At 67.9% G+C, this 24,213-nt stretch carries 18 protein-coding genes; 8 read left to right on the plus strand and 10 right to left on the minus strand.

Going from position 1 to position 24,213, the window contains the following annotated elements:
- Nucleotides 1–109: 109 nt before the first annotated feature.
- Nucleotides 110–1,345, plus strand: coding sequence for an acetyl-CoA C-acetyltransferase (locus tag NR810_RS37510; RefSeq protein WP_257459630.1), 1,236 nt, complete (start codon nt 110–112; stop codon nt 1,343–1,345).
- 134 nt (nt 1,346–1,479) lie between these two features.
- Entirely contained in the window at nt 1,480–2,079 is a 600-nt protein-coding gene (locus tag NR810_RS37515; protein WP_257459631.1) for a TetR/AcrR family transcriptional regulator, read from the plus strand.
- Between the two features lie 18 nt (nt 2,080–2,097).
- Here NR810_RS37515 and NR810_RS37520 read toward each other — a convergent pair whose 3' ends face one another.
- Nucleotides 2,098–4,002 (minus strand): propionate--CoA ligase, encoded by a 1,905-nt coding sequence (locus NR810_RS37520; RefSeq protein ID WP_257459633.1) that lies wholly within the window; start codon nt 4,000–4,002, stop codon nt 2,098–2,100.
- Nucleotides 4,003–4,072: 70 nt separating this feature from the next.
- A complete protein-coding gene (locus NR810_RS37525; protein WP_257459634.1) occupies nt 4,073–4,696 on the minus strand; it encodes a TetR/AcrR family transcriptional regulator in 624 nt (207 codons plus the stop codon).
- 100 nt (nt 4,697–4,796) lie between these two features.
- On the opposite strand from NR810_RS37525, the gene NR810_RS37530 reads away from it, so the two are divergent.
- On the plus strand, nt 4,797–7,991 hold the full coding sequence (locus NR810_RS37530) for a bifunctional cytochrome P450/NADPH--P450 reductase (protein ID WP_257459637.1): 3,195 nt from the start codon (nt 4,797–4,799) through the stop codon (nt 7,989–7,991).
- A gap of 119 nt (nt 7,992–8,110) precedes the next feature.
- On the opposite strand, the gene NR810_RS37535 is transcribed toward NR810_RS37530, so the two are convergent.
- Nucleotides 8,111–9,496 (minus strand): hypothetical protein, encoded by a 1,386-nt coding sequence (locus tag NR810_RS37535; protein ID WP_257459639.1) that lies wholly within the window; start codon nt 9,494–9,496, stop codon nt 8,111–8,113.
- 287 nt (nt 9,497–9,783) lie between these two features.
- Here NR810_RS37535 and NR810_RS37540 point away from each other — a divergent pair, with 287 nt between their 5' ends.
- The 4 genes from NR810_RS37540 to NR810_RS37555 all read left to right on the plus strand — a co-directional run bounded on the left by NR810_RS37540 (nt 9,784) and on the right by NR810_RS37555 (nt 12,559).
- Nucleotides 9,784–10,206 carry an ExbD/TolR family protein gene (locus NR810_RS37540; RefSeq protein WP_257459641.1) on the plus strand — a complete coding sequence of 141 codons (423 nt, stop codon included), beginning with the start codon at nt 9,784–9,786 and terminating at the stop codon, nt 10,204–10,206.
- A 138-nt stretch (nt 10,207–10,344) separates the two neighbouring features.
- Nucleotides 10,345–11,028: a fimbrial protein gene (locus tag NR810_RS37545; protein WP_257459694.1), complete on the plus strand. Its 684-nt coding sequence runs from the start codon at nt 10,345–10,347 to the stop codon at nt 11,026–11,028.
- A 69-nt stretch (nt 11,029–11,097) separates the two neighbouring features.
- Nucleotides 11,098–11,547 (plus strand): GNAT family N-acetyltransferase, encoded by a 450-nt coding sequence (locus NR810_RS37550; RefSeq protein ID WP_257459643.1) that lies wholly within the window; start codon nt 11,098–11,100, stop codon nt 11,545–11,547.
- 265 nt (nt 11,548–11,812) lie between these two features.
- Nucleotides 11,813–12,559 (plus strand): BON domain-containing protein, encoded by a 747-nt coding sequence (locus NR810_RS37555; RefSeq protein ID WP_257459644.1) that lies wholly within the window; start codon nt 11,813–11,815, stop codon nt 12,557–12,559.
- 60 nt (nt 12,560–12,619) lie between these two features.
- On the opposite strand, the gene NR810_RS37560 is transcribed toward NR810_RS37555, so the two are convergent.
- The 7 genes from NR810_RS37560 to NR810_RS37590 form a co-directional block, all read right to left on the minus strand.
- Nucleotides 12,620–13,105, minus strand: coding sequence for a hypothetical protein (locus NR810_RS37560; RefSeq protein ID WP_257459645.1), 486 nt, complete (start codon nt 13,103–13,105; stop codon nt 12,620–12,622).
- A gap of 71 nt (nt 13,106–13,176) precedes the next feature.
- On the minus strand, nt 13,177–14,310 hold the full coding sequence (locus NR810_RS37565; RefSeq protein WP_257459646.1) for a hypothetical protein: 1,134 nt from the start codon (nt 14,308–14,310) through the stop codon (nt 13,177–13,179).
- A 219-nt stretch (nt 14,311–14,529) separates the two neighbouring features.
- Nucleotides 14,530–15,189, minus strand: coding sequence for an HAD family hydrolase (locus NR810_RS37570; protein WP_257459648.1), 660 nt, complete (start codon nt 15,187–15,189; stop codon nt 14,530–14,532).
- Nucleotides 15,190–15,198: 9 nt separating this feature from the next.
- Nucleotides 15,199–18,666 carry a TolB-like translocation protein gene (locus tag NR810_RS37575; RefSeq protein WP_257459649.1) on the minus strand — a complete coding sequence of 1,156 codons (3,468 nt, stop codon included), beginning with the start codon at nt 18,664–18,666 and terminating at the stop codon, nt 15,199–15,201.
- Nucleotides 18,660–19,199, minus strand: coding sequence for a YdbL family protein (locus NR810_RS37580; protein WP_257459651.1), 540 nt, complete (start codon nt 19,197–19,199; stop codon nt 18,660–18,662). Before NR810_RS37580 ends, NR810_RS37575 begins: the two co-directional genes overlap by 7 nt.
- Complete coding sequence (locus NR810_RS37585; protein WP_257459696.1) at nt 19,196–22,882, minus strand: hypothetical protein; 3,687 nt, start codon at nt 22,880–22,882, stop codon at nt 19,196–19,198. Before NR810_RS37585 ends, NR810_RS37580 begins: the two co-directional genes overlap by 4 nt.
- A 176-nt stretch (nt 22,883–23,058) precedes the next feature.
- Nucleotides 23,059–23,493 (minus strand): Lrp/AsnC family transcriptional regulator, encoded by a 435-nt coding sequence (locus NR810_RS37590; protein WP_257459652.1) that lies wholly within the window; start codon nt 23,491–23,493, stop codon nt 23,059–23,061.
- 132 nt (nt 23,494–23,625) lie between these two features.
- Between NR810_RS37590 and NR810_RS37595 the strand changes: the two genes are divergently transcribed.
- Complete coding sequence (locus tag NR810_RS37595) at nt 23,626–24,198, plus strand: cysteine hydrolase family protein (RefSeq protein ID WP_257459653.1); 573 nt, start codon at nt 23,626–23,628, stop codon at nt 24,196–24,198.
- Nucleotides 24,199–24,213 lie beyond the last annotated feature (15 nt).

Below are 24,213 nucleotides of genomic sequence, written 5' to 3' on the forward strand. Positions count from 1 at the left end.
GGTTTTGTATTTCCATGGAGGGTTGCCCTGGGCTTCTCCTGATGGAACCGGTCTTGACATGTCGTATTATGCGCGTAATATGAATAGCGTAATGTGAAGGAGCTGGATCATGGTCATGGGCTACGTCATCGACGCCGTACGGACCCCGCGAGGGCGCGGCAAGGCGGGGAAGGGGGCGCTCTCGGGCATCCACCCGCAGGAGTTGCTCGCGCAGGTGCTGAACACGCTCCAACAGCGCCAGGGTTTTGACCCGCGCGAAGTGGACGACGTGATCGCGGGGTGTGTTTCGCAGGTTGGGGAGCAGGGCGCGAATCTGGCTCGTAGCGCGGTGCTCACCGCGGGATGGCCCAACGAGGTGTCGGCGGTGTCACTCAACCGCTTCTGCGCTTCGGGACTACAGGCCGTCCACTTCGGCGCCATGGCGGTCGCCTCGGGCGCGATGGAGCTCGTCATCGCCGGGGGCGTGGAGAGCATGTCGCGCGTCCCCATGGGCTCCGACGGCGGCGGTCAGGATGGCAACAACACGCACCTGCGCGAGCGCGTGTTCCAGGTCCCCCAGGGCATCAGCGCCGACCTCATCGCCACTCTCGAGGGGTTCTCGCGCGAGGAGATCGATGCCGTGGCGCTCCGTTCCCAGAGGAACGCGGCGCGTGCCATCGAGGAGGGCCGCTTCGCGAAGTCGTTGTTTCCCGTGAAGGATCCCCACACGGGCGCGGTGGTGCTCGAACGTGACGAGTTTCCCCGTCCCGACACCACGGCCGAAGGGCTCGCCGCGCTCAAGCCCTCGTTCACCGCGCTGGGTGAAACGGTCGTCGGTCCCAGGGGGGAGACGCTTGCTCAACTCGCGCTCGCGGCCTACCCCCGCGCGAAGGCCCTGCGGCACCTCCACACCGCTGGCAACTCGAGCGGCATCGTCGATGGGGCCGCCGCGGTGATGCTCGCCTCGGAACGGTATGTCCGGGAGAAGGGCGTCCGGCCTCGAGCCCGCATCCGCGCGATGGCCACGATCGGGAGCGAGCCGGTGCTGATGCTCACCGCCCCCGCGCCGGCCAGCCAGAAGGCGCTCCGCATGGCGGGCATGAAGGCGAGTGACATTGACCTGTGGGAGATCAACGAGGCCTTCGCGGGCGTGGTGCTACAGACGACCCGTGCGTTGGGGATCGACTCCGAGCGGGTGAATGTCAACGGTGGCTCCATCGCGCTCGGTCATCCACTCGGCGCGACGGGGGCGATGTTGCTCGGAACCGCGCTCGATGAGCTCGAGCGGAGCGGCAAGCAGACCGCCCTCATCACCCTGTGCGTCAGCGGAGGTCAGGGCATCGCCACCATCCTCGAACGGCTGTGACGGGACCTCCCGCGGCCACCGCTCGCCCGGGGCCCGGGCGAGCCTTGAAAGATGATGGGTGAAATATCATGTTCGTCATAAAATAGTGTCCTGCCGGAGCAGCGCGTCCAGTCACTCCGGAGCGAGGTCACGCCATGAGCCAGAAAGCGGAGCAGAAGCAGAAGTCGCACGACGCCATCCTGGAGTCCGCCGCCGCGCTGCTGCTCGAGCGGGGGATTCGAGCGAGCTCCGTCATGGACGTGATGAAGGGGGCGGGGCTCACGGTGGGAGGGTTCTATGGACACTTTGAGTCCAAGGAGCATCTCTTCACCGAGACCATCCACCGCACGGCCCGGGCGATGTGGAGCGGGTTGATCCAGGGGGCGATGCGCGACACGTCCCGCCCTCCCGTGCTGAGCGTGCTCTACCGGTATCTGTCGCGAAAACATCGGGACAACGTGGAGGTCGGCTGTCCCCTGCCGAGCATCACCTCCGAGGTCGCCAGGGAGGGCGAGCCCTATCGTGAGGCCCTGGAGAAGGAGCTCGCCGGGTTCATCCAGGACTTGAGTGGCCTGCTGGGTCCGGGCGAGAAGTCCCGGGAGAACGCGCTCGCGCTGCTCGCCCTCATGTTTGGCGCGCTGTCGTTGGCACGTGCCGTTCGCGGCACGCGCCTCAGTGACGAGTTCCTCGAGGCGGCCAGGAAGTTCGGCGCTCGGGCCCTGAATGAGGGCTCCACCCCGCCCGAGCGTCACTGACGACGGGAGCTCTGGCCGTTATTCGCGCGGCTTCAGGGCGGCGCGGATCTGCTCCAGGGCACTCGGGTCTTCCAGGGTGGTGAGATCGCCGGGCTCGCGCTGCTCGGCCAGGGCCTGGATGCTGCGGCGCAGCATCTTGCCCGAGCGCGTCTTGGGCAGCAGCGTCACCAGGTGCACCTGGGCGGGGCGGGCCAGGGCCCCCAGCGTCTTGTCCACCGTGTCCATCACCTCGCGTGTGAGTCCCGCGCGGCCCTCCTCCGTCCGCAGCCGCGAGGCGTCCTTTGGCACCGCGAAGGCCACCACCACCTGCCCCTTGAGCGAGTCCTTCACGCCCACCACCGCGACCTCGGCGATACCGGGATGCCCGCAGATGGCCTCCTCGATCTCCCGCGTGCCCAACCGGTGACCCGCCACGTTGATGACGTCATCCGTCCGGCCGAGGATGAAGTAGTCCCCGTCCTCGTCCCGCATGGCCCAGTCGAAGGTGCTGTAGACGGGTTTGTCGAAGTGGGAGAAGTACGTGGATACGAAGCGCTCATCGTCGCCCCATACGGTGGACAGGCACCCGGGCGGCAGGGGCGGCTCCACTACCAGCACGCCCTTCTGGTTGGGCTCCTTCACCTCTTCGCCGCTCAGCGAATCCAGCAGCCGGACGCGGTAGCCGTAGATGGCCGTGCCGGGCGAGCCGAACTTGCGTGGCCGGGCCTCCACCCCCGGACAAGGGCCGAGCAGGGGCCAACCCGTCTCCGTCTGCCAGTAGTTGTCCAACACCTGGGTGGAGGGCAGCGCGGTGGAGATCCACTCGTGGGTGGGGGCGTCCAGGGGCTCGCCCGCGAGGAACAGGTAGCGCAGGCTCGATGTGTCATGGCGCGACAGGTACGCCGCGTCCTGCCGCTTCAAGAGCCGGATGGCGGTGGGGGAGGTGAACATCACGTTCACCCGGTGCTCCTCCACCAGCCGCCACCAGATGCTCGCGTCCGGGCGGATGGGCAGCCCCTCGTACAGCACTGTCGTCATGCCAGCCAGCAGCGGGCCATAGACGATGTACGAGTGCCCCACCACCCAACCGATGTCACTCGCGGTGAACATCGTCTCGCCGGGCTGGCCGGTGAAGATGAGGCGCATCGAGGACGCCAGCGCCACCGCGTAGCCTCCCGTGTCCCGCTGCACGCCCTTGGGGCGTCCGGTGGTACCGGAGGTGTAGAGGATGTAGCTCGGCTCGGAGGACTCGAGCCACTCCACCGCGACCCGGGCGCCTTCGTGTTCGCGCGCCAGCGTGGCGTAGTCCACGTCGCGTCCGGGCACGCGGGGCATGTTCGGATCCAAGCCCCGGTCGAGCACCAGCACCCGGGAGGGCGGGTGTTGCGCCAGTCCCAGGGCCTCCTCCACCAGCGGCTTGTAGGGGATGACCTTGCCGCCGCGCATGCCCGCGTCCGCTGTCACCAGCAACACCGGCCGCGCGTCATCCACGCGCGTGGCGAGGCTGTGCGCCGCGAAGCCTCCGAACACCACCGAGTGGATGGCCCCCAGCCGCGTGCACGCCAGCATGGCGAAGATCGCCTCGGGAACCATGGGCAGGTAGAGGATGACCCGGTCGCCGCGCTTCACCCCGAGCGCGCGCAGCATGGCCGCCACCCGGTTCACCTCGGTATGCAGTTGCTCGTAGGTGTATTGGCGTTTCTCCTGGGTCTCCGTGGAGACATAGACGAGCGCGGGCTGTCGGGCCCGGGCCGCCAGGTGCCTGTCCACCGCGTTGTGACACAGATTGGTGCGCCCCCCGACGAACCAGCGCGTGAAGGGCGGACGTGAGAAGTCCAGCACCTGGTCGAACGGACGCTCCCAGTCGATGAGCCGGGCCTGCTCGGCCCAGAAAGCCTCGGGCTGCTCGACGGACCTGCCGTGGAACTCCTTGTACGTCCCCATGCGCTCGCTCCTCGCTCCCACGCCGGTGCGCGGGGCTGTTGAACGGCTTCTTCGCGCAATATAGCCGTTCCTACCGGCGTGGCCGCAGATAGCCGAGCACGAGCGCGCTCAGCTCCTCCACGAGCTCGGGGGTTCCGATCAGCTCGGGCCGTTCGACGACCGTGGACCAGACCGCGCTGCGCAGGGCCCGGATGATGATGAAGACGACGAGCCCCAGGTCTCGTGGATGCTCGAACTCCAGGTTGCGCGAGAGCACTCCCTGCACGAGTGACTCCACACGCGCCTCGATCTCCTGGACGACCTGAAGGGGGCCGATGCGCGACGCCTGCTCGAGGAGGACCCGTTGGAGGCGCGGATTCACCCCGTAGACCTCCACCAGGGTCCGGATCAGGTCTCGCACCTCCTGCTCCAGATCCGTGATGGGGTGGTGCACCAGCTTGTCGGAGATGATGCCCAGGACCCGCTGGTGCAGCCGCTCGAGGAGCATGGCGACCAGCGCTTCCTTGCTCGGAAAGTACTGGTAGAGCGTGCCGATGCTCACGCCCGCCCGCTCGGCCACCTGCTTGGTGGTGGTGCCTTCGTAGCCAGAGCTGACGAAAACGTGAGCCGCCGCCTCCAGGAGCACCTCCACCGTCGCCTTCGCCCGCTCCTGACGAGGCCGCTTCCGAGGGGCGGCCCGGTTGCGCGTGCTCATCTCGGCGCGTCTCCAAAAACTGAGCCGGATGCGAATTTCGCCTTCGCGAGCCGGACCCTACTGTTCCGTACCCCTTCTACATCCATCCCTTCGCTTTCCCATGAGCAGACCAGCCCTGTCCACGAACATCCCCCAGCCACGCCCTCGCCCCCTCGTCGGCAACGCGCCCGACCTGGGCTCCGAGACGCCCCTGCAGAACATGATGAAGCTCGCACGCGAGTTCGGGCCCATCTTCCGGTTGTCCTTCCCGGGGGGCGTTTCCGTCCGGATCCTCAGCTCGTACGAGCTGGTGGCCGACGTCTGTGACGAGACGCGCTTCGCCAAGAAGGTGACCCAGGCCCTCTGGTACCTCCGTGAGCTCGCGGGCGACGGCCTCTTCACCGCGGAGACGGAGGAGCCCAACTGGGGCAAGGCCCACCGCCTGTTGATGCCCGCCTTCAGCCCCGCGGCCATGCAGGACTACCACGACGGCATGCTCGACGTGGCCGACCAGATGCTCACGCGCTGGACCCGCTTCGGACCCGATACCGACATCGACGTGTCCGACAACATGACGCGGCTCACGCTCGACACCATCGCGCTGTGCGGCTTCGGCTTCCGCTTCAACTCCTTCTACCAGAAGGAGATGCACCCCTTCGTCGAGTCCATGGTGCGCGCCCTGGAGGAGGCGGGCAACCGCACCCGGCGTGTCCCCCTGCAGACGCAGCTCATGTTGCGCACCCAGCGCCAGTTCCAGGCGGACGTCGGCTACATGCACGAGGTGACGCGTCAGCTCATCGCGAAGCGCCGTACCCTCACGCCCGGGGAGACCCCGCGCGACCTGCTCAGCCTCATGCTCGACGCGAAGGATCCCCTCACGGGCGAGAAGCTGGACGATGACAACATTCGTAATCAGCTCGTGACCTTCCTCGTCGCGGGTCATGAGACGACGAGCGGCCTGCTGTCCTTCGCCATCTACTTCCTGCTGCACCACCCCGAGGTGCGCCAGAAGGCCTACGAGGAGGTGGACCGGGTGCTGGGCTCGGACACCCCGCGCTTCGAGCACATCTCCCAGCTGCAATACATCGATCAGATCCTGCGCGAGACGCTGCGCCTGTGGCCCACCGCGCCCGCCTTCGCCCTGAACCCCAAGGCGGACAACACGCTCCTGGCGGGAAGGTACCCCGTCGGCGTCAACGATGATCTCATGGTGCTCATCCCCATGCTGCACCGTGACCCGGCCGTGTGGAAGGACCCGGAGCGCTTCGCCCCGGAGCGTTTCGCCCCCGAGGTGCGCGACAGCATCCCCCAGCACGCGTGGAAGCCTTTCGGCAACGGGCTGCGCGCGTGCATCGGCCGGGCGTTCGCGTTCCAGGAGGCGACGCTCGTGCTCGGCATGATCCTGCAGCGCTTCCACCTGTCCACGCCCGCGCCGTACACGCTGCGCATCCGCGAGTCGCTCACGCTCAAGCCCGAGGGGCTCAAGCTCCGCGTTCGCGAGCGCAAGCCCGGTTCCCGTCCGAGCACGGCCCGGCCCACCACGCCGCCCCGCCCCGTGGCGTCCGCGCCCCAGCCCCCGGAGAAGGTGGCCGCGCATGGCACGCCCCTGTTGCTGCTCTTCGGCTCCAACTCGGGTGCCTCCGAGGCGTTCGCCCGGCGCATCGCGAGTGACGGGCTCGCGCGCGGCTACTCGACGCGTGTGGCGCCGCTGGACGAGTACACCGGGAAGCTGCCCCGGGAGGGCGCGGTCATCGTCGTGACGGCCTCCTACAACGGCCAGCCGCCCGACAACGCGCGCGCGTTCCACTCGTGGATGTCCAGCGTGCCCGCGGGCTCGCTGTCGGGCGTGCGCTACGCCGTGTTCGGCTGCGGCAACCGGGACTGGGGCGAGACCTACCAGGCGGTGCCCCAGTTCCTCGACGAGCGGTTGAGCGCCGCGGGAGCCCAGGCGATCGTCGCGCGCGGCGAGGCGGATGCGCGGGGTGATTTCTTCGGGGACTTCGAGCAGTGGTACGCGCCCTTCTGGGAGGGCGTGGGCACGGCGCTCGGTGTGTCCTCGCGCGAGGTGGATTCCGGTCCGCTCTACACGGTGGAGATGGTGCCCCCGGTCAGCGTGGAACTGGTGAAGCAGAACGAGCTCGAGCTGGCGACGTTGGTGGAAAACCGGGAGCTCGTCGACCTGACGTCGCCGTTCGGGCGCTCCAAGCGGCACCTCGTGTTCGAGCTGCCCGAGGGCGTGACGTACGCGGCGGGCGACTACCTCGCCGTGCTGCCGGAGAACCACCCGGAGCTCGTGGAGCGGGCGGCGCGCCGCCTCGGGGTACGGGCGGATGCCGCCGTCGTCCTGCGCTCCACCCGGGGCGCCCAGGCCTCCTCGCTCCCCATGGGCAGGCCCGTGCCGGTGCGGGAGTTGCTCGGCCGGCACGTGGAGCTGTCGGCACCCGCCACGCGCAAGGACCTGGAGCGACTGGCGGACAAGAACCCGTGCCCGCCCCACGCGATGCACCTGGCCGCCCTGGCCCGGGATGCAGGGCGCTACAAGCAGGAGATTCTCGACAAGCGCGTGAGCGTCCTGGACCTGCTGGAGCAGTACGACTCGTGCATCCTGTCCTTTGGAGAGTTCCTTGAGCTGCTCCCCGCCATGCGCGTGCGGCAGTACTCGGTGTCGTCCTCTCCGTTGGAGAACCCCACCCGGTGCACGTTGACGGTGGCGGTGTTGGACGCGGAGGCGTGGTCCGGCCGGGGCCGCTTCCACGGCACGTGCTCGAGCTACCTCGCCCGGCTGAGCCCCGGGGAGCAGGTGGCGGTCGCGGTGCACACGCCGAACGTGCCCTTCCACCCGCCTGTCTCGAACGCGACGCCCATCATCATGGTGGGCGCGGGCACGGGACTGGCTCCCTTCCGGGGCTTCATCCAGGAGCGTGCCCTGCGCCACGCGCGGGGAGAGGCGGCCGGGCCCGCGTTGCTCTTCTTCGGGTGCGATCACCCGGACGTGGACTTCCTCTACCGCGACGAGCTGGCGAAGTGGGAGCGGGAGGGTGTGGTGAAGGTGCTCTCCGCCTTCTTCCGTCAGCCGGAGGGGGACGTGACGTTCGTGCAACACCGGCTGTGGAAGGAGCGTGAGCAGGTGAAGGCGCTGCTCGACGAGGGCGCCCTCTTCTTCATCTGCGGAGATGGCCGGCTCATGGCGCCCGCGGTCCGGGAGACACTCGCGCGAATCCACCAGGAGGCCGTGGGCTGCTCCGCGGAGGAGGCCGCGGCGTGGCTCACGGGAATGGAGAAGCAGGGCCGCCTGGTCACCGACGTCTTCGCCTGAAGTCGGTCACGGTCAAGGCCGGGGCGGTGAACTACGTGCCGGCCCCCGAGGTGGACAGGGTAGGGCGTTCATGCCCGGCATCCGGAGCCGATACTGGCGCCGGGCATGGACGCATGGCCTTACTGGATGGGCTCCAGGATGATGACGCGCGCGTCGAGCGTCACGTCGAGCACCGACACTTCACCGCTGGAGCTGATCCGTCCGATGATCCTGGCGCCGTCGCGCATCCGGAGCGCATTGAACGTCAGCTCTCCATCGGGAGCCGCTGCCATCTCGGAGACGTCGTACTCACCCGGGGTCAGCAGATTCGAGACGGCATCCGTCGTGGCGTCGACCTTGATCAACAGGGGAGCTCCGGTCTTGTCGTTTCCCGACAGGTAGTAGGAGTCACCAGCCGCGGCGACACGCTTCACCGTCGCGAGCGGGAGTCCTTCCACCCGGCGCGGCGTCCCGGAAGGGTTGTAGACCTCATAGATATTGGCATCCGGAATGCTCACGATCAGAAGCCGGTCCGAGGTGCGGATCTGCTGGCTCCACGAGGGGGAGAACGAGAAGGCGGAGATGTCGGTCGTCCCATAGTCACCCACGGAGACGTTGTTGTTCGCATCGATGCCAAGGCGCTGGATGTGCTTCGCATCGAACGACCAGTAGGCGAACCGGCCCTCGAGGTCGACCCAGTAGGACATCATCATGGAGGGCAGGTTGAAGTAACCGCCGGAGGCCTTCTTGAGCCGGTTGACCGGGACCCGAACCTCCCCCTGCGAATCACCCACGTAGATGACGTTGCCGGCCGGGTCCACCGCGAAGCCTTGCACCTCCTCGTCGACGGGGGTGTGGATCGTCCGCTTGATGGCCAGAGGGTTCTGCACATCGAGGCGGATGAGCTGGACGACTGGCTGAGTGGCTCCGCTCCGGGAATTGTCCCGGGCCAGGTAGTACAGGTTGCCCGCGGTGTCCGACGTGACGGCTGGGCTGTTGATGAAGTTCCTCAGCTGGGGCAGGGGATAGCCCGCGTGCTCCAGCGAGAAGGCGGTGCCATCACGCTTCGCGACGAGGTAACAGGACTGGGCGTTGTAGATGTCACGGCCGAAGCAGACGATGACGTAGTTGTGGCTGGAATTGTAGACCGCCACCGGAGTCTGGACGTCCTTCACCTCGACACCCGCCTCATCCTGGTAGGTGACTTCCTGGATCGCCCCGCTCTCCGTGATCTTGAACAGTTTGCGAGCCTGTGAGGCCTCGCCACTGGAGCGCTTCTGGGCCGTGGACGTCTCCGCCACGAACAACGCACGTGCGTTCACGACATTGATGGCCGACAAACGGGGGACGTTGCCCCCCGGCACTGGCGGTTCCACATCCGACCCCCCATCGGAGTCTCCCTCGCCGCAGCCCCAGCAGAGCAGGGCGGCGAGCCCCACGGCGAGCACGGACAGGCCATGCCCCGGCCGCCTGAACATGGACGGCCCGGATTGGATGAACGGCGACTTCTTCAGGAGCTTCTTCACGGTTCTTCCTCTTCGACGCACTGGCTCCACCTGCCGGCCCAGGAGCGACGACATGGCGTCAGGCGCGCGAGCCTGGATGATGCGGTCGCATGAATGCAAGTACCGTACTGGTGATGCTCGTCCCCGCCCATCCTCGGCCGTGGTCATGACGGGACCATGACGGAAAAATGGCTGTCTCTCGGCCATGGCGCGTCCGCGTCACCTTAGGGTGAACGGCGTGTGGACGGGGGCGCGGTTCTCCGGTTGCCGCTCGGTGGTCCAATCCTCCCAGAAATCCAGGTGCATTCATGGGAATGTCAGTCGGGGGACCCTCCAAGGGCCCCAAGGCCGAAATCAACGTCACTCCGCTGGTGGACGTGGTGCTCGTGTTGCTCATCATCTTCATGGTCATCACCCCCATGCTCCAGCGTGGCAAGAGCGTGGAGCTGCCCAAGGCCAGGGAGAGTGAGAAGAAGAAGCCAGACACCAAGGACAACACGCTCATCCTCTCGGTGACACCCGACAAGAAGCTCTATCTGGATAACGACGCGTTGGACGAGAAGGCGCTGGAGGGCCGGCTGAGCGAGGAGATCGCCAGGGACCCCATCCGCAAGATCCTGCTCAAGGCGGACAACTCGTTGCGGGTGGGGGACGTGCGCAAGGTGATGGACGTGGCGCGAAAGGCCAAGGCCAGGCGCGTGTCCCTGGGGGTCGAGGAGCTGAAGGACTAGCGCACCTCGTCACCTACGACTCCGCCAGGCGCCTGCGGCTGTGCGCCCCAGGTCGAACCCTGGTGAACACGAGGGCACTTCCGTTCTAGGCTCCAGGGCTCGTGAAGCAGTACCCGGAGGGGGAACAGCGTGAAGACCATGAAGTGCCCGAAGTGCGGCAACGTCCTCGACGTGACGGGGCGGGTGCCCGGCTCCAACATCACCTGCGCATGCGGCAACATGTCGACCGTGTCCGGCTCTGGGCTGAGCCGGAAGGCGCTCTTCATCATCCTCGGTATCTCGGGGCTGGTGCTCTTCTGCCCGTGCGTGGGAGTGCTCTCGGCCATTGCCATCCCGAACTTCATTCGCTTCCAGGCCCGTGCGAAGCAGGGCGAGTGCAAGGCGAACCTCAAGGCCTGGTACACCACGCAGCGCGCGTACTTCCAGGAGAAGGACGCCTACTCCGCGTCGATCGAGGAGGTCGGCTTCTCGCCCGAGCGAGGCAACCGCTACGCGTACTTCGCCGGTCCGGGTCCCCTGGAGGAGCGCGGCACTCCGCGGGTGGAGCGGGCGGCGGCGATGCGGGGCATCGGAGTGGATACCGTCAAACACGTCAAGGCGAAGCCCATCACCCTGGCGCAGCTCCCGGAGGGACTGGAGAGCATGGTGGGTGTGTACGGCGAATGCCCCGACTGCAACATCACCCTGGTGTGTGCGGGGCAGGTGGACAATGACGACACGCTCGACGTGTGGAGCATCTCCACCGAGGAGCGGATGCTGGAGGACGGAACGCCCATCCTCGCGGGGGTGCCCTTCAACCACGTGAACGACGTCGAGGACTGAGCCCACCGAGGCGTGTCTCTTGTCTCGGGATGTCTGGCTCGCGCACGGAAGTGCACGTATCCTCGGGGCATGCGAGCGGGCGACACGCTGAAGGTGACGGTGGAGCAAGAGCCCCTTCCCGAGGAAACTCGGGCCGTGGTGCGCAACCTGGTGGCCTACAACAGGACGCGTGCGCCACCGGAGGACTGGAAGCCACTGGCCGTGCTCCTGCGAACGCAGGACGGCACCGTGTGCGGCGGAGCCGAGGGCTTCACCCATTGGGGATGGCTCTTCGTGAGTCATCTCTGGGTCGGTGAGCACCTGCGAGGGCAGGGCTGGGGGCGGCGCCTGATGGCGTGCATCGAGGAGGCCGCCGTGGCGCGAGGTTGTCATGCCGTACACCTCGACACCTTCAGCTTCCAGGCCCTGGGCTTCTACGAGAAGCAGGGTTACGAGCGATTCGGCACCCTGCCGGATTACCCCCCCGGGGAGAGCCGCTACTTCCTCTGGAAGCGCCTCGTCCCCTCCGTGGCGGGCTGAAACCCGCGTCGGGTTGCTTCCTGGCTTGGTGCTCGCCTGATTTTATTCTCCGGGCCCGTTCTCCCCGTGGGCCAGTGACCGTGCAGCGGCCGACCTGCCGAGGCACGCGTGGCCACCCGTTGCCGCCCGGCGATGACGCCCCAGTTTGCCCTGGACTCGCGAGGCCTCCGGGCATCGCGGGCCCCACGTGACATCGAGATGCAGCTGCAACGGGAAATGTCACCGTCACGTGACATGTACGCGCAACCACGAGGAGACACACGTCATGGCGAACAGGGACTACGAGACGCGCCGATTCCTGGAAGACGACCGGGAGCGCTGGGCAGGCCGGGAGCGGGACTTCGACGAAGGCTTCCGGGGCAGTGACATGGGGTCGAGGCAGGAGCGCGGTCCGTGGCAGGGCGGCCAGGGGTACTCGGGCAGCAGCCGCGGGTTCGAGGATTACGGCCGGGGTCTACGCGAGGACTCCAGCCGCTATGGCTACAACCCCCAGGGCAATTACAACCAGGGTCAATACAACCCTCCGGGTTCCTACAACTCGCAGGGCAACTTCGGAGGCGGCGGGTACTCCGAGCGCGACCTCGGGTACGACCGGGGCTACGGCACCTACGTGGCGCGCGACAGGAACGAGGGCTTCTCCGTCCGCCGCGACTACAACGAGCGCGGCCCGCTCGAGCGGCTCGGCGACCGGTTCCGCGAGGGCCTGCGCAAGCTGGGCAAGGGGCCCAAGGCGTACACGCGCTCGGATGAGCGCATCCGCGAGGACATCTACGACCGGCTCATGCACGGGTGGGTGAACGCCGAGCACGTGGAGGTGCAGGTGAAGAATGGAGAAGTCACGCTGACCGGCCTGGTCGAGGAGCGCCGCGACAAGCGCACCATCGAGGACCTCATCGACGATGTCCTCGGCGTGAAGGACGTGCACAACCAACTCAAGGTGGGCAGTCCCGAGCAGTTCAACACCAACACCGGGGCCTCCGGCACCTCGGTGACGAAGGTCGTCCGCTCGTAGCGCGGGCTGCATGGCGGGCCCCCCGCGATCAGGCGCGGGGGGCCGCCAGGTCCTCGTCGCTCACAACTGGATGGGCCGGTATGCCAGCGCCAGCTCCACCACTTCCTCGGGCGACGGAGCCCAATCCACGATCCCGTGGCGTCTCGGATCCGGCGGGTTGTGGATCAGGCTCGCGGCGTGCGGTCTGGGGACATTCGCCTCGAACAGCTCCCGATAGAAGGACTCATACCGCGGCTCGAATCGAGGCTGCGTGGGCATCGCCCGGCGAACGATTTCCACCAACTCCGCTCGTGTGATGTCGGGCACCCGCCCGGGCCGGGGTTGACACGCCTCGTCCACGACGTCCTCGAGGTCGCGCGACCTCCAGTACTCGAGGAAGAACCGGGCGTCATGGGAACGGCCGGTGTCGTGGTTGAAGGCCTCGATGAGCGCGGAGGCGTCCTCTCCGCGCTCGAGCACCTTCTCGATCTCCAGTATCCGTCGCTTCAGCTCGGCACGCCGCTCCGGATCCGGCTCATTCGGGACGAGAGCCGCTCTGAGTTCCATGGACACTCCTCGGTTGGGCGCGATGTTGCCACATGTCATTGCCCGGAGTGCTGGAGCCCAGGGGCGCGCCGCTACCCGCCGAAAGCCCTCGCGAAGAACTCCTCGACCCGCGACTTCTCGGGCTGCACCACGCCCGAGGACGAGGCCACTCCAGAGGCGGAGGCGAAGCTGGGGCGCAGGCCCGCCGCGATGCTGGGCTTGATGTGGTGGCGCAGGTCGACCGCGACGTCGGTCTTGAGGTGGGTGCCCACGCCCGCCGCGGCGTTGACGTCCGCGGAGTGCTTGAAGAAGCCGTTCTCCAGGCCGAGCTTCCCGCCCGCCTGGGCGGCCACGCCCGCCACCGCGCCCGCGGTGACCGAACCGTGCAGCCGGCCCAGGTGCCCGCCCGCCGTGCCATACGCGCCCGCCGTGGCGGCCGCGCCCACCTGGCCCGAGAGCATCGCCGTGGCGGTCCTCGGATCCAGGGAAGCCACTCCCTCGGCGTAGGCGGTGGCCGAGGCCTTGCCCTCGCCCTTGATGTACGCGCCCACGTGCCGGTTGAAGTCGTGGCTCGCGCTCGCCGCGACGCCCACGCCCGTCTCCGCCTTGGCCGTCAGCGCGGCCGTGTACGCGTGGCCCTTCGTATCCGCCGAGACGCCCGCCTGGGCCTGCGCCTTGAAGGCGTTGGCCTCGGCGGTGAGCTGGCCACTGGTTACGCCCAGACGGCCCGCGTGAACCTTCTGCAGCTCATAGGCGGCGTGCGGCCCGTTGAGCTCGGCCTGGGCCGAGTAGTGGTACAGGCCACCGCTGTTGTGGCTCGCGGTGGAGGCCTGCATCGAGCCCAGGTTGCCATTCACCCGGCCCCCGAAGACATCCTTCTGGAAGGGGTTGCCCGGCCTGTCCACGAGCATGTTCTGTTTGGCGCCCGGGGGAAGCGTGAGCTTGTTGTCGCCGCCACTCACCATCAGGTTCGAGGCCGCGCCCGAGCTCTTCTCCCAGGGGCTGTACGTGGGGGCGCCCTCGGGCAAGCCCGGGTGCTTCACGGGCCTGGACTCCGTGGTGGCCGGTGCGCTCGCGGCGGGCCTGGCCGTGGGGGGCGTGGTGACCGCCGAGGAGCCCAACGAGGCCGGCAGCGTGGAGGCACGGGCCGGGGGCCTGGGCTGGGACGTCTGGGCCGTGGGGAGGGTCGCGGAGCGGTGGGGCAGGGGGCGGCCGATGCGGGACATGGAGGGCTCCTGGGGAGGTGCGGCGAGGTTGGTGCGGAAACGTGATGACCTGTCCTTCTGCACCCGACATGCCATGTCCATGTCGCACTTCGTGGGCAGGGAGCCTCTGTGGTTTCAGGGAGTTACGGGGAAGGGGAGCGAGGTAGGCGCGAGGGGGGTGGTGACTGCTCTCACCAGCTTCGAGACAGCTGTCACCACCTCGAACCCGATAGCGCCGTCCTACCCCGCGGACGACAGCTCTTCGATGGCCGCTCCTACGTCCTCGATACGAGACACCACCTTCACGGCTCCCGCGCTCGCCAGGGCTTCGGCATGACCGGGCCAGCTGTGTCCGCCTCCCGTGAAACCAATCACCCGCATACCGGCCGCGACTCCTCCCTCGACACCATGCGAGGAGTCCTCGATGACGAGCGTGTCTCGTGGATGGACCCCGAACACCCGGGCCGCGTGCAGGAAGACGTCGGGCGCGGGCTTCGAGCGCCCCAGCTCGGGGGCCGAGAAGATGTGGGGATGGAAGCGATCCCAGAGGCCCGCCGCGTTCATGCTGATCTTCAGCCGCCGGGTGCTCGAATTCGAGCAGACGCAGCGTGGCCCTTCGAGCCGATCGAGCAGCGAGTGCACTCCCTCGATGGGCTTCACGCTCTGTAGCCTGTGGTCGATCGCGAGGTTCGAACGCTCACGGTAGTCCTCTGGCAGCGGGTGCCCGAGCTGCTGGGAGACCACACTCCTGAGCTGTGCGTCGGTCAGCCCGGTGAAGCGGGTGATGACCTCCTCCCGGGAGATCATGAACCCCAGTCCAGTCAGCAGCTCGGCGTGTACGCCCGCCGCCAGGATCTCTGAATCGATCAGTACGCCGTCGCAATCGAAGATGGTGAGCATGGCCCTCCTCTAGGGTTGGGCTGGCAGTAGCAGAGCGTCCCGGACCTCGGCTGGCGGCGGGTTCGCGCTGAGCGCCAGATAGATCTCGAACCACGCCAGATAGGAGCGCCAGGCGGGATTTCGCTGGTCGATGAGGGAGCGTTGCGCCTGACCCAGACGCTTGGGTACGTCGAAAGGAACCCGTGTGTTCCCATCCGAGTGCAACTGCGCCGCGAACCAGAGCACATCGAGCTGACCGGCATCGACCGGTGCGTGGGTGCGCTCGATCAGGGTGTCGGCGTGCTCGAGCGCCTTGCCCAACCAGCGGGCCGCCTGCGCCGTGTCCCCGCGATCCACGGCATTCTCGGCCAGCCGCATCTCCGCCAGCGTCACCGCGCGGACGTCCTCATCGCGATCCGACTCGGCGAACTGTTCCAGGAACAGCGCGCGCCGCTGTTCGAGTGCGTGGGCGGCGGCGTCCAGGTGCCCGAGCCGGGTCTCCGCATTGGCGCGCAATCCCGCGGCGATGATGCGATAGGAACGCAGAACGTGCTGGGGTGTGGCGTGTGCCTGGTTCAGCGTGGCTTGCACGGCAGGGGTTGCCAGGTCGCGATCCACTCTGTCCAGGTCCTCCAACGCCCGCTGGGGCTGACCCGCTCCCAACCCGGCGGCACAGCGGGCCAGCCGCACCACCAACCGGTTGCGCAGACCCTCGGCGTCGCTGGGGCCCGTTTCCAAGACGGGCAGCTCGCGATCGTAGAGCGCCAACGCACGCTCGAACCGGCCCGCTGCGAGGTTGTAGAGCGCCGCGCGATCCAGTGCCAGGGTGGCGAACCTGGCCAGCTTCGGTGTGGCGTCCACCATGGCCAGGGCCTGATCCGCCGCCTGCGCTGCTTCTTCCTCGCGGCCGACGTGCAGGAGCGCCCGGGCGCGGGCAAGGGACACCGCCAGCCCCGCCGCGTTGTCCACGTAGGGCAGCTTGTCCCGTTGCTCGAGGTAGCCCAGTGCGATGTGGAAGTTGCCCACCTGGGTGTGCAGCAGCCCCAACGCGCCGAGGATCATCGCCCGGTAGCGGACGTTGTTGCGCACCAGGTCCAGGGCGATCATGTAGTGCCGGTTGGCGCGCTCGGCGGCGGAAGGATCGCGGCCACGGAGGAAGTCCTCGTGATGAATGGCACCATAGAGGGCATGCACCTCGCGCTGGCTCTTGAGCTCCTGCCACGATGCGCGCAGCTCCTTCACGGCCGTCGCCACCGCCTGCGCGTGGGCGTGGTCATCCAGCTTGGACAGCCGGCGCGTCGTGAGGTAGGCCTTCACGAAGTGTGCGAGCGGCTTTCTCATGCTCGCGGAGGTGGTGGTGACTTCCTTTTCCACCACCTCGGGGCTGACGCCCGCGCGCAAACGCAGGCTCATGGACTCGATGGCACTCTCCAGTGAGCCAGTCCGTCGGGTCACGAGGTCGAAGTCGGCACGGGCGTCGTCCAGGCGCTGCCTCCCCAAGCGGCGGTAGGCACGGCCCATCATCGCGCGGCGGAACAACCGTTCGGCCCGACGGCGCTCCTCGGTACCGGGCGGGGCGTCGTCAACGTAGACCGTCGCCAACGCCTCCAGCACGCCGTCGGCGCCGAGGCCCGCCGCGCGCTCGACGGCGTCTTGCACCAGTGCGCGTCGGCGAAGGGGATCCTTCTGCTGTTGGTAGAACGCGATCAATGCATCCCGAACGGCTCGGGGGGGACGCTCCTCGTGCAACGCGTTGACGTGCCGGCCCAGCTCCAAGGCGAATGCATAGGCCGAGCCGGCGGGGGCCGATGTGAGAGCCCGGGCCATGGCGGCATCCGCCTCGTCGTAGGGGCGTCCCCGGTACAGGGCTCGGACGGCGGCGCGAGCGAAGTCGAGCTGGTCGTCGTCATGAAACACCTTGTTCATGGAGAGCCGGCGGCCGGCTTCGACCAGGGCCTCCCGATCGTCGAGCTTGCGGTACAGCGAATCCGCTTGTTCGAAGTAGGCTTCCAGTACCGCGCGCGGCGTGGTGTCGGTCACCTGGGCGGCCTCCAGCTCCTGACGCGCCAGCGTGAAGTCGCCGACGGCCTCCGCCAGTTCACTGCGCACCACGTGTTGAAAGACGGCGGAGGGCGGGCTGGGAGCGGCGGCGGGATCCAACGCGGCCATGCGTTGCCGTTCGTCGTCGCCCGGTTCCTCCACCATGCGGCCGCGTTCGCGCTCCTTCATGGCGCGCCGGTGGTCGATGAGGAGCAGCAGCGGCTCCGACAGCCCCGCGGTGGCGGGATCGTTCACCGAGCGCATGTGGCTGGCGTAGAACTCCGCCGCATCGAAGTCCTCGAAAGCCAGATGGAGCTGGCTCAGGCGCATCATCAGCAGACGGCGGGGTTTGGGCCGGGCTTCGCGCAGCAGGCGTTGGCGATAGAGCAGGAGTTGATCCGCGCGCCTGCCGGCCATCCTCAATTCCTCGTTGAGACGAGGAACGTCCCAGTTGCTGGGAACCTGGCCATCCAGCGGCAGTTGATACACATCCAGCGATTGATCGCGCGAACAGGTCGCGATGAGGGACGTGGCCGCGGGCGCCGGGTACTCGCAGCTCCAGGACACACTGGTGAGCTGGTCCGGACTGGTGGCGGCGGCCAACTCGGGCGCGTCCTCACGCTCGACGGCGAAAGGCACCCGGAACAGCACTCCCTTGTCGCTGGCGTCGATGACCCCGTCCGCATTGGAGTCGGTGAAGAACTGCACCACGTACAGGGAGCGCCCATCGAGCGCGAACACCGGCTGTCCGGTCTGTCCCGGAAGATCGAGCGCCAGCGGTATGGGGACAGCGCCGGGGCGATCCAGCCGGAGTGCTTCCAGATGGGGTGAGGCGCGTGCGGCGAAGCCGGGCCCCACCTGCTGCACGGAGCGTTCCACCGGGACGTACACCAGCCAGCGCCCATCGGGAGAGATGGTGGGACTGGTCAGGTTGCGATCGAGCAGGGGACTCACGCTCAACTCGCGCTCCACCGTGACCCGCGACAATCGCAGATCGCCCTGGATGGTCGCCCGGCTCACCAGTGCGATATGCGAGGCGTCGATCCATTCCGCCTGCAGCGCGCTGGTCTCTTCTTCGAGGCAGCGGCGGCCTTCCGCACCGGGCAGTTCCCGCACACACAGCTGGCCACTGGCCTGATTCCGGAACGAAATGTAGAGCAGGTGTTTCCCGTCTGGACTGACCCGCGGCCAGGTCACGTCGGCGCCTTCGTCGAAGAGGCGGCGCTCGCGGCCCTGTTCCACATCCTGGACGTAGATTTCGGTCGCGATGTTGCGGTTGGACACGAAGAGCAGCGTGTTCCCATCGGGCGCCAACTGCCCCAGGAATTGATCTCCCCTACCCACGGTGAGCCGTGAGGGCCTGCGCAAGCCTCCGTCGTTCTCATCGTCCTGTGCCCGGGCGCTGCCCGCGATGAGAATGGCCAGGGCCAGGAAGAACCGGCCAGGGAGCGTCAGCACTTCTTTTCTCCCCAGGTGCCGTCATCGGATTCAATCCAGCCGCCGCAGATCACCCCCTCCGCGTGCACCTGTTGCCAGCTCCGGCGTATGGACTCCTCGGGCACGCCTGGGCGGACCGTCCGCATCCACTGCCACAAGTGCCGCCGGGCCCGGTTCACCCGTTCCACCAGGGCGACGTCATCGGCGGACAAGCGTCCAGCCCGGCACTGGCTCCGGGTGTCCACCAGCAACCCGTCCCGCCCTTCACCCACGCAGTGGCGCCGCAGCAGCTCGTCGACACGGTCCGCCTGTGTCTTGCCGAGGTTCTCGACCAGCGGCGTGGGTTGAATGCCCAGGTCCTCCAGTTGGTTGGGTGTGAGCGGCACCGGCGTCGGGCTCATGCCCGCGCGATCGAGACGCCGTTCCACGTCCTTGAACGAGCCCGAGGCCTGTTCCTCGAGCGCCGTCGCGCGATCGACCATGACGATCTCCGGGGCGCGGATGCACCCGGAAAGGACGAAGGCGGCAAGCAGCGGCAACCCGCGGCGTTTCATGGCGTGGCCTCTGGAGGGGACAAGGAGTTGATGACACGGTCGACGATGGGGCCCATGGGGATGCCCCGGATCTCGTCGATGCTGAGCAGCCTGGCCAGACCGCCCATGGTGATGCTCAGGCGGCCAAAGCCATGGTTGAAGCTCACCCGCACGTTTTCCGGGTAGCCCAATCCCAACGCGTAGCGGACACGGTTGGTGGCGGGGTCGGTGTGGTGCGGATCCTCGAGATCGAGCAGGTCGAGCAGGTGTCGATTGCCAATGCGCAGGATCTCCGCGCGTCCGGTGACGCTGCGATCCTCGCCGGAGATGATCACGGCGGCATTTCCGTCAAAGGGCTCACCCCGGGACGATTTCACGCCGGTCGCCCGCACGCGTGCCTCCAGGATGGAGTGCTTTCCCCGCCAGTCCACCAGGCACTGTCCGGTGATACGCCCACCGCGGACGCCCATCTCCAGCTGACTCAAGGAAACCATGTTCTGGTTGATGGACAGGTTTCCGGCCAGGGGCGCGATGGAAATGAGCGGCGTGGTGATGCTGCCCACCGACACGAATCCATTGCGCGAGAGCAGGGGGTGTTGGTCGGCGAAACGAAGCATCGAGTACGGGTTCACGTCGATGTCGCTCAGCAGCCGCACCCGGCCTTCGGTAAATTCCACGTTCTCGGTCAGCGGCACGTTGCCATCGAGCATTTCGATGGCGATCCCCGACTCGGGCAGCCGCAGGTTCACGTTCTGGAGGAGAAGCTCGGAGAGGGTTCGGAAGACGACCAGGTTGGGCGAAGCCACCCGGAAATCGACCTTGACCTTGCCGCTGCTCTCGAGGAAGCCGGGTCGCGCGAGTCTGGACAGGTCCTGCTCCAACTCACCCCGGGCCGCCAGGCGGCGCCGGTCATCGCTGAGCTCGAGCCGGCCTTTGACTTTCAGCTGGGTACTCGTCCCCGGATGAGACAGTTGCAGGTCGGGGATGTGAATGACTCCATTGGGCTCACGGCGAGCGGAGAACGACCCTTCCAGATCCTGAACCGGATAGGGCAGAGCTGGCCTCTGTTCGAGGGAGCGGACCTTCAAGCGTTGTTTCAGCTCGATTTCGCCCGCTTCCCACTTCTCGGTGAAGGCGGCGGTGGTGTCGCTGGACACGTCGGCGAATGACAGCCGGCGATCGCTCATGCCCACGGTGAGCTTTTCCACCATCAGGTTGCTGTGGACGATTCGCCGTGGCCCATCGGCCCGCGATTCGACCCGCCAATGCAGCGCGGGGAGGTTGATCGACCGGCCATCCTGTCGCCAGCGGATGCCTCGCGCGTCCACCACCGCCTTTCCCTCGAAGCTGGCGGTACGCAGAGGGGAGGGGGCCAGGCTCGGGGTTCCATCGGCGGCGATGTCCGTGAACACGCCGCGCAGCGTGCCATGCAGCTCGACGTTCAGAGCGAGCCGCGAGGGCTCCAGTTCCGCGGGCACCCCAGCCCTGGCCAGGAGGGGTGACAGCGCACCGAGGGGCGGAAGGTCGCCCTTGACATCACCGCGAAGCGCGCGGGCTTTCCGGTCGAACGCCAGGGCGACATCGAGTGCGATCTTCAGCCCTTCATGGCTGGTGAGCCCCAGCCGGAGCGACCGCTTCCGGCGATCGAGGTCCAGCGTCAGCGTCTGGTGCTGAGGACCCGCGTCGTTCTCACCGGCGCGCAGCCCTTCGATTCGAAGATCCAGTTCACCCTCGTGCCGCCAGGCATCTCCTCGCGAACGCATCACGACGGCGAGGTTGCTGGCCGACACGTCGTCCCATCCCGGCCGCTGCAGGCGCAGCTCCGTCCGGTGCTCCAACCGTGGCGAGGAGGAGAAGAGCGCCGCCAGTCTGCCCGTGGAGGCCAGGTTCACGGCCAGGTGCTTCCAGGGAACGCGTGCGGCGACCGACTCGGGGATGAAGGGCCGAGCGGCGACGAGGTCCGGGGTCTGGACGGCCAGGGTGTACGCCACATCGTCGGTCCCCTTGGTGGCATCCATCGACGCGTGCATCGTGCCCACGTCCAGCTCCAGACGGGCGCGGGCCCGGCCAAGCCGCGGCTCGTCCAACCGGGGGAACACCTCCGACGCGTCGAGCTTCACGTGCACGGGGCCCTTCAACACCTCGCGTCCATCCGCCGTGACCACCTGGAGCGCCCCCACGGGCACGTCCGCTTTCAGTGAGAAGGGCGGCTCACCCGCCAGGGGGGCATGGAGATGAAACCCCAGACGTTCAGCGGTCGCACGGATTCCGGATGCACGGACGTCCAATGCATCCACCATCCCGGACAGGGCCGCATCCCCCGCGACCTTGATGGGCGATGAGAGGTCTGGCCGCAGCTGGTGGCCCTTCAGCTCGCCGTGGGCTTTCGGAACACGAAGCGTGGTGGGCCCCCCGACATCGAGCCCCTGGAGCGCAAAGGCGAGTCGAGCGGCCAGTCCCTTCTGGGGATCAGGGGTCGCCACGAGGGAGACGCGACCACCGCCGAGTGCCACTCGAAGATCGTCTCGAGCGATCTGGAGCGCCGCGAGGTCGACGTCCAGCCCGAGTTTGCCTTGGGCTCCCAGCTGCGGCATGGCGCTGAGCGTGACCTCCTGGGCGTCCAGATGCACTGTGCCGCGCTCGAGCGAGAACGGACGCCAATCGGCGGGGACCTGTTGCAGCAGCCGTCCGAGATCAAGATCCGCCAGGGCCCGCGTCACGACTGGCGGAACATCCGCCGCATCCGGAAGCACCAGCCGGGCTTGCACTTCGGCGCTGTCGGTCAGCTGGGTGCGGTCCAGCTCGATGGCGGTGTACCGCTTCTCTCCATCGAACTTCGCGGAGACCGTGCCGTGCAGCAATGCGCGGACCGTGAGCCGCGGATCGAAGGTCTGCCGCGCGACATCGAGGTCCACCCGCGCGTGCGCGGCCGACGCCCCAGCCTCCGCCGAGAGGGTCAGTTCCAGCTGGGCCAGGGCTGGCGGAATGGCAGCGCCTTCACGGCTCAACTCCAGAGGCAGCGGCGTACCGGTCTGGCCTGTTTTCGCGAAGACCTTCCATCCATCGTCCTGGTGCTTCGCTTCGACCGCGGCTGCGAGCCCACGCAAGGACCAGCGATCGAGCACTTCTCCGTTCCGAACGCGGACGTAACTCAACGACACGCCCGACACTTCGACCTTGCCGACGGGAGGCGCGGAGGAGAGGAGGGCAGCGACCTGCTGAGAGACTCCGAGCGGCGCCTCAACGGGCGGCGGCTCGGGGGCTTCCGGCCCCGTCAATCCAGTGAGAGACGTAGGCCCCGCATCGTCGGCCACCAGGGTAAAGGCCACGTCCCGTACCGCCACCCGCTCAACCAGGGTGGTCCCGCTCAGCAGAGAGCCGGGCGACCATTGCGCCTCCAGAGTGCCGACGCGCAGCAACTCGGGCGCGACGCCTTGAAACGGCGGCGGTGTACGTACCACCAGCCCTTCCAGCCGCAGACCCGAGAGCAGGGCGACCCGGGTTGTCTGGTAGTCCAGCCGCAGGCCCGTGGCCGCTTCCACCCTCGAGACGATGCGCTGTTTCAGCCAGGGGTGATCGAGGTTGTGCAGAGCGGCCACCGCCGTGACCAGCACCAGCGCGAGGGGCGCAACGAGAATCAGGAGCGCGCCTGCGATGATTCGAGCCAACCGCTGGCGAGGTCGTCCAGCTCCGGGGGATTCCATGATGTTCGGTCTGGAGCGAGCGCTCATGGTCCTACCACGCGGCGGAATCAGGTTTCAATCGCCGGGACCTGGCGATAGGGCCCCCGACACGACGTGCTGATACCCGCTATTCGCTTGATTCTCCTCGTGGGTCGAGACTGACGGCTCGGAGCGCCACGCGTCGTCGCCTGGGTGTGTCAGCGCCGGTCCAGGTGCACGGCGAGCACCGGGGCCGTGGTGACGGCGCGCACCTCGGGGAGATGGGCCACGCGCTCGCGCAGTGTGTTCAGGGCCCTCATGTCGGGGACGTGCGCGCGGATGAGCATGTCGAGCTCCCCGGCGAGCGACTCGATGCTGAGCACCTCCGGCAGCTCGCGCACCCGGGGGGCTACCCGGGGGCACGCAGCCCCCTCCAGCCGCACGAAGAGGTAGGCGTCCACGCCGGCTGGCGGCCCGCCGCTCCCCCGCCGGATGGTGTAGCCCTGGATGATGCCGTCGCGCTCGAGCCGGGCCACCCGCTCCTGGACCGCGGAGCGCGAGAGGCCCACCTTTGCCGCCAGCTTGGTGGCGGACTCCCGCCCATTGGCCTCCAGCAGGGCCAGGATCCGCCCGTCCAACTCGTCCAGCGCCATACCCGTTGTCTCCTCCCGCGGGCCCATCCCCGGTTCCCACCGGCACTTCGCCGGTGGAGCGGCACTCCGCCACCTGTCTACCGGCGACCGTCCTCTCTAGGGTGCCGCTTCACCACCCACGGGAGCAAGCACATGGACCTCCACGACCGCGCAGCGCTCATCTCCATCGACGTGCAGCAGGGCTTCGACGACCCATCCTGGGGCCCGCGCAACAACCCCCACATGGAGGCGCACGCGCTTCAGCTCCTCGCGGCCTGGCGGCGCTCCGGGCGGCCGCTCGTCATCGTGCGCCATGACAGTCGCTCTCCCACCTCGCCGCTGCGCCCGGGGCAGCCGGGCAACGCGCTCAAGCCGGGGTTCGAGCCGCTCGCCGGCGAGCCGCTGCTCACCAAGACCGTGAACAGCGCCTTCATCGGCACCGACCTGGAGGCCCGCCTGCGTGCGGCCGGCGTGCGGCAGGTCGTCCTCTTCGGCATCGCCACGGACATGTGCGTCTCCACCACCGCGCGCATGGCGGCCAACCTCGGCTTCGACCTCGTGGTGGTGGGTGATGCCTGCCACACCTGGGCGCAGCGGGCACCCGATGGCACCCTGTTCGACGCGGACACCATGCACCGCGTGCATCTGGCCACCCTGGCGACCGAGTTCGGCCGCGTGGTGGACACCGCGGACGTGCTGCGGGCGCTCGCGGCGCGGGCGGCCTGAGACGCGACAGGGTTC

The organism is Archangium lipolyticum, assembly GCF_024623785.1.
GTDB lineage: Bacteria > Myxococcota > Myxococcia > Myxococcales > Myxococcaceae > Archangium > Archangium lipolyticum.

Coding starts and splice junctions, on each gene's coding strand:
- NR810_RS37510 (WP_257459630.1), top strand. CDS start 110: ATGGTCATGGGCTACGTCATCGACGCCGTACGGACCCCGCGAGGGCGC.
- NR810_RS37515 (WP_257459631.1), top strand. CDS start 1,480: ATGAGCCAGAAAGCGGAGCAGAAGCAGAAGTCGCACGACGCCATCCTG.
- NR810_RS37520 (WP_257459633.1), bottom strand. CDS start 4,002: ATGGGGACGTACAAGGAGTTCCACGGCAGGTCCGTCGAGCAGCCCGAG.
- NR810_RS37525 (WP_257459634.1), bottom strand. CDS start 4,696: ATGAGCACGCGCAACCGGGCCGCCCCTCGGAAGCGGCCTCGTCAGGAG.
- NR810_RS37530 (WP_257459637.1), top strand. CDS start 4,797: ATGAGCAGACCAGCCCTGTCCACGAACATCCCCCAGCCACGCCCTCGC.
- NR810_RS37540 (WP_257459641.1), top strand. CDS start 9,784: ATGGGAATGTCAGTCGGGGGACCCTCCAAGGGCCCCAAGGCCGAAATC.
- NR810_RS37545 (WP_257459694.1), top strand. CDS start 10,345: ATGAAGTGCCCGAAGTGCGGCAACGTCCTCGACGTGACGGGGCGGGTG.
- NR810_RS37550 (WP_257459643.1), top strand. CDS start 11,098: ATGCGAGCGGGCGACACGCTGAAGGTGACGGTGGAGCAAGAGCCCCTT.
- NR810_RS37555 (WP_257459644.1), top strand. CDS start 11,813: ATGGCGAACAGGGACTACGAGACGCGCCGATTCCTGGAAGACGACCGG.
- NR810_RS37560 (WP_257459645.1), bottom strand. CDS start 13,105: ATGGAACTCAGAGCGGCTCTCGTCCCGAATGAGCCGGATCCGGAGCGG.
- NR810_RS37565 (WP_257459646.1), bottom strand. CDS start 14,310: ATGTCCCGCATCGGCCGCCCCCTGCCCCACCGCTCCGCGACCCTCCCC.
- NR810_RS37570 (WP_257459648.1), bottom strand. CDS start 15,189: ATGCTCACCATCTTCGATTGCGACGGCGTACTGATCGATTCAGAGATC.
- NR810_RS37580 (WP_257459651.1), bottom strand. CDS start 19,199: ATGAAACGCCGCGGGTTGCCGCTGCTTGCCGCCTTCGTCCTTTCCGGG.
- NR810_RS37585 (WP_257459696.1), bottom strand. CDS start 22,882: ATGGAATCCCCCGGAGCTGGACGACCTCGCCAGCGGTTGGCTCGAATC.
- NR810_RS37590 (WP_257459652.1), bottom strand. CDS start 23,493: ATGGCGCTGGACGAGTTGGACGGGCGGATCCTGGCCCTGCTGGAGGCC.
- NR810_RS37595 (WP_257459653.1), top strand. CDS start 23,626: ATGGACCTCCACGACCGCGCAGCGCTCATCTCCATCGACGTGCAGCAG.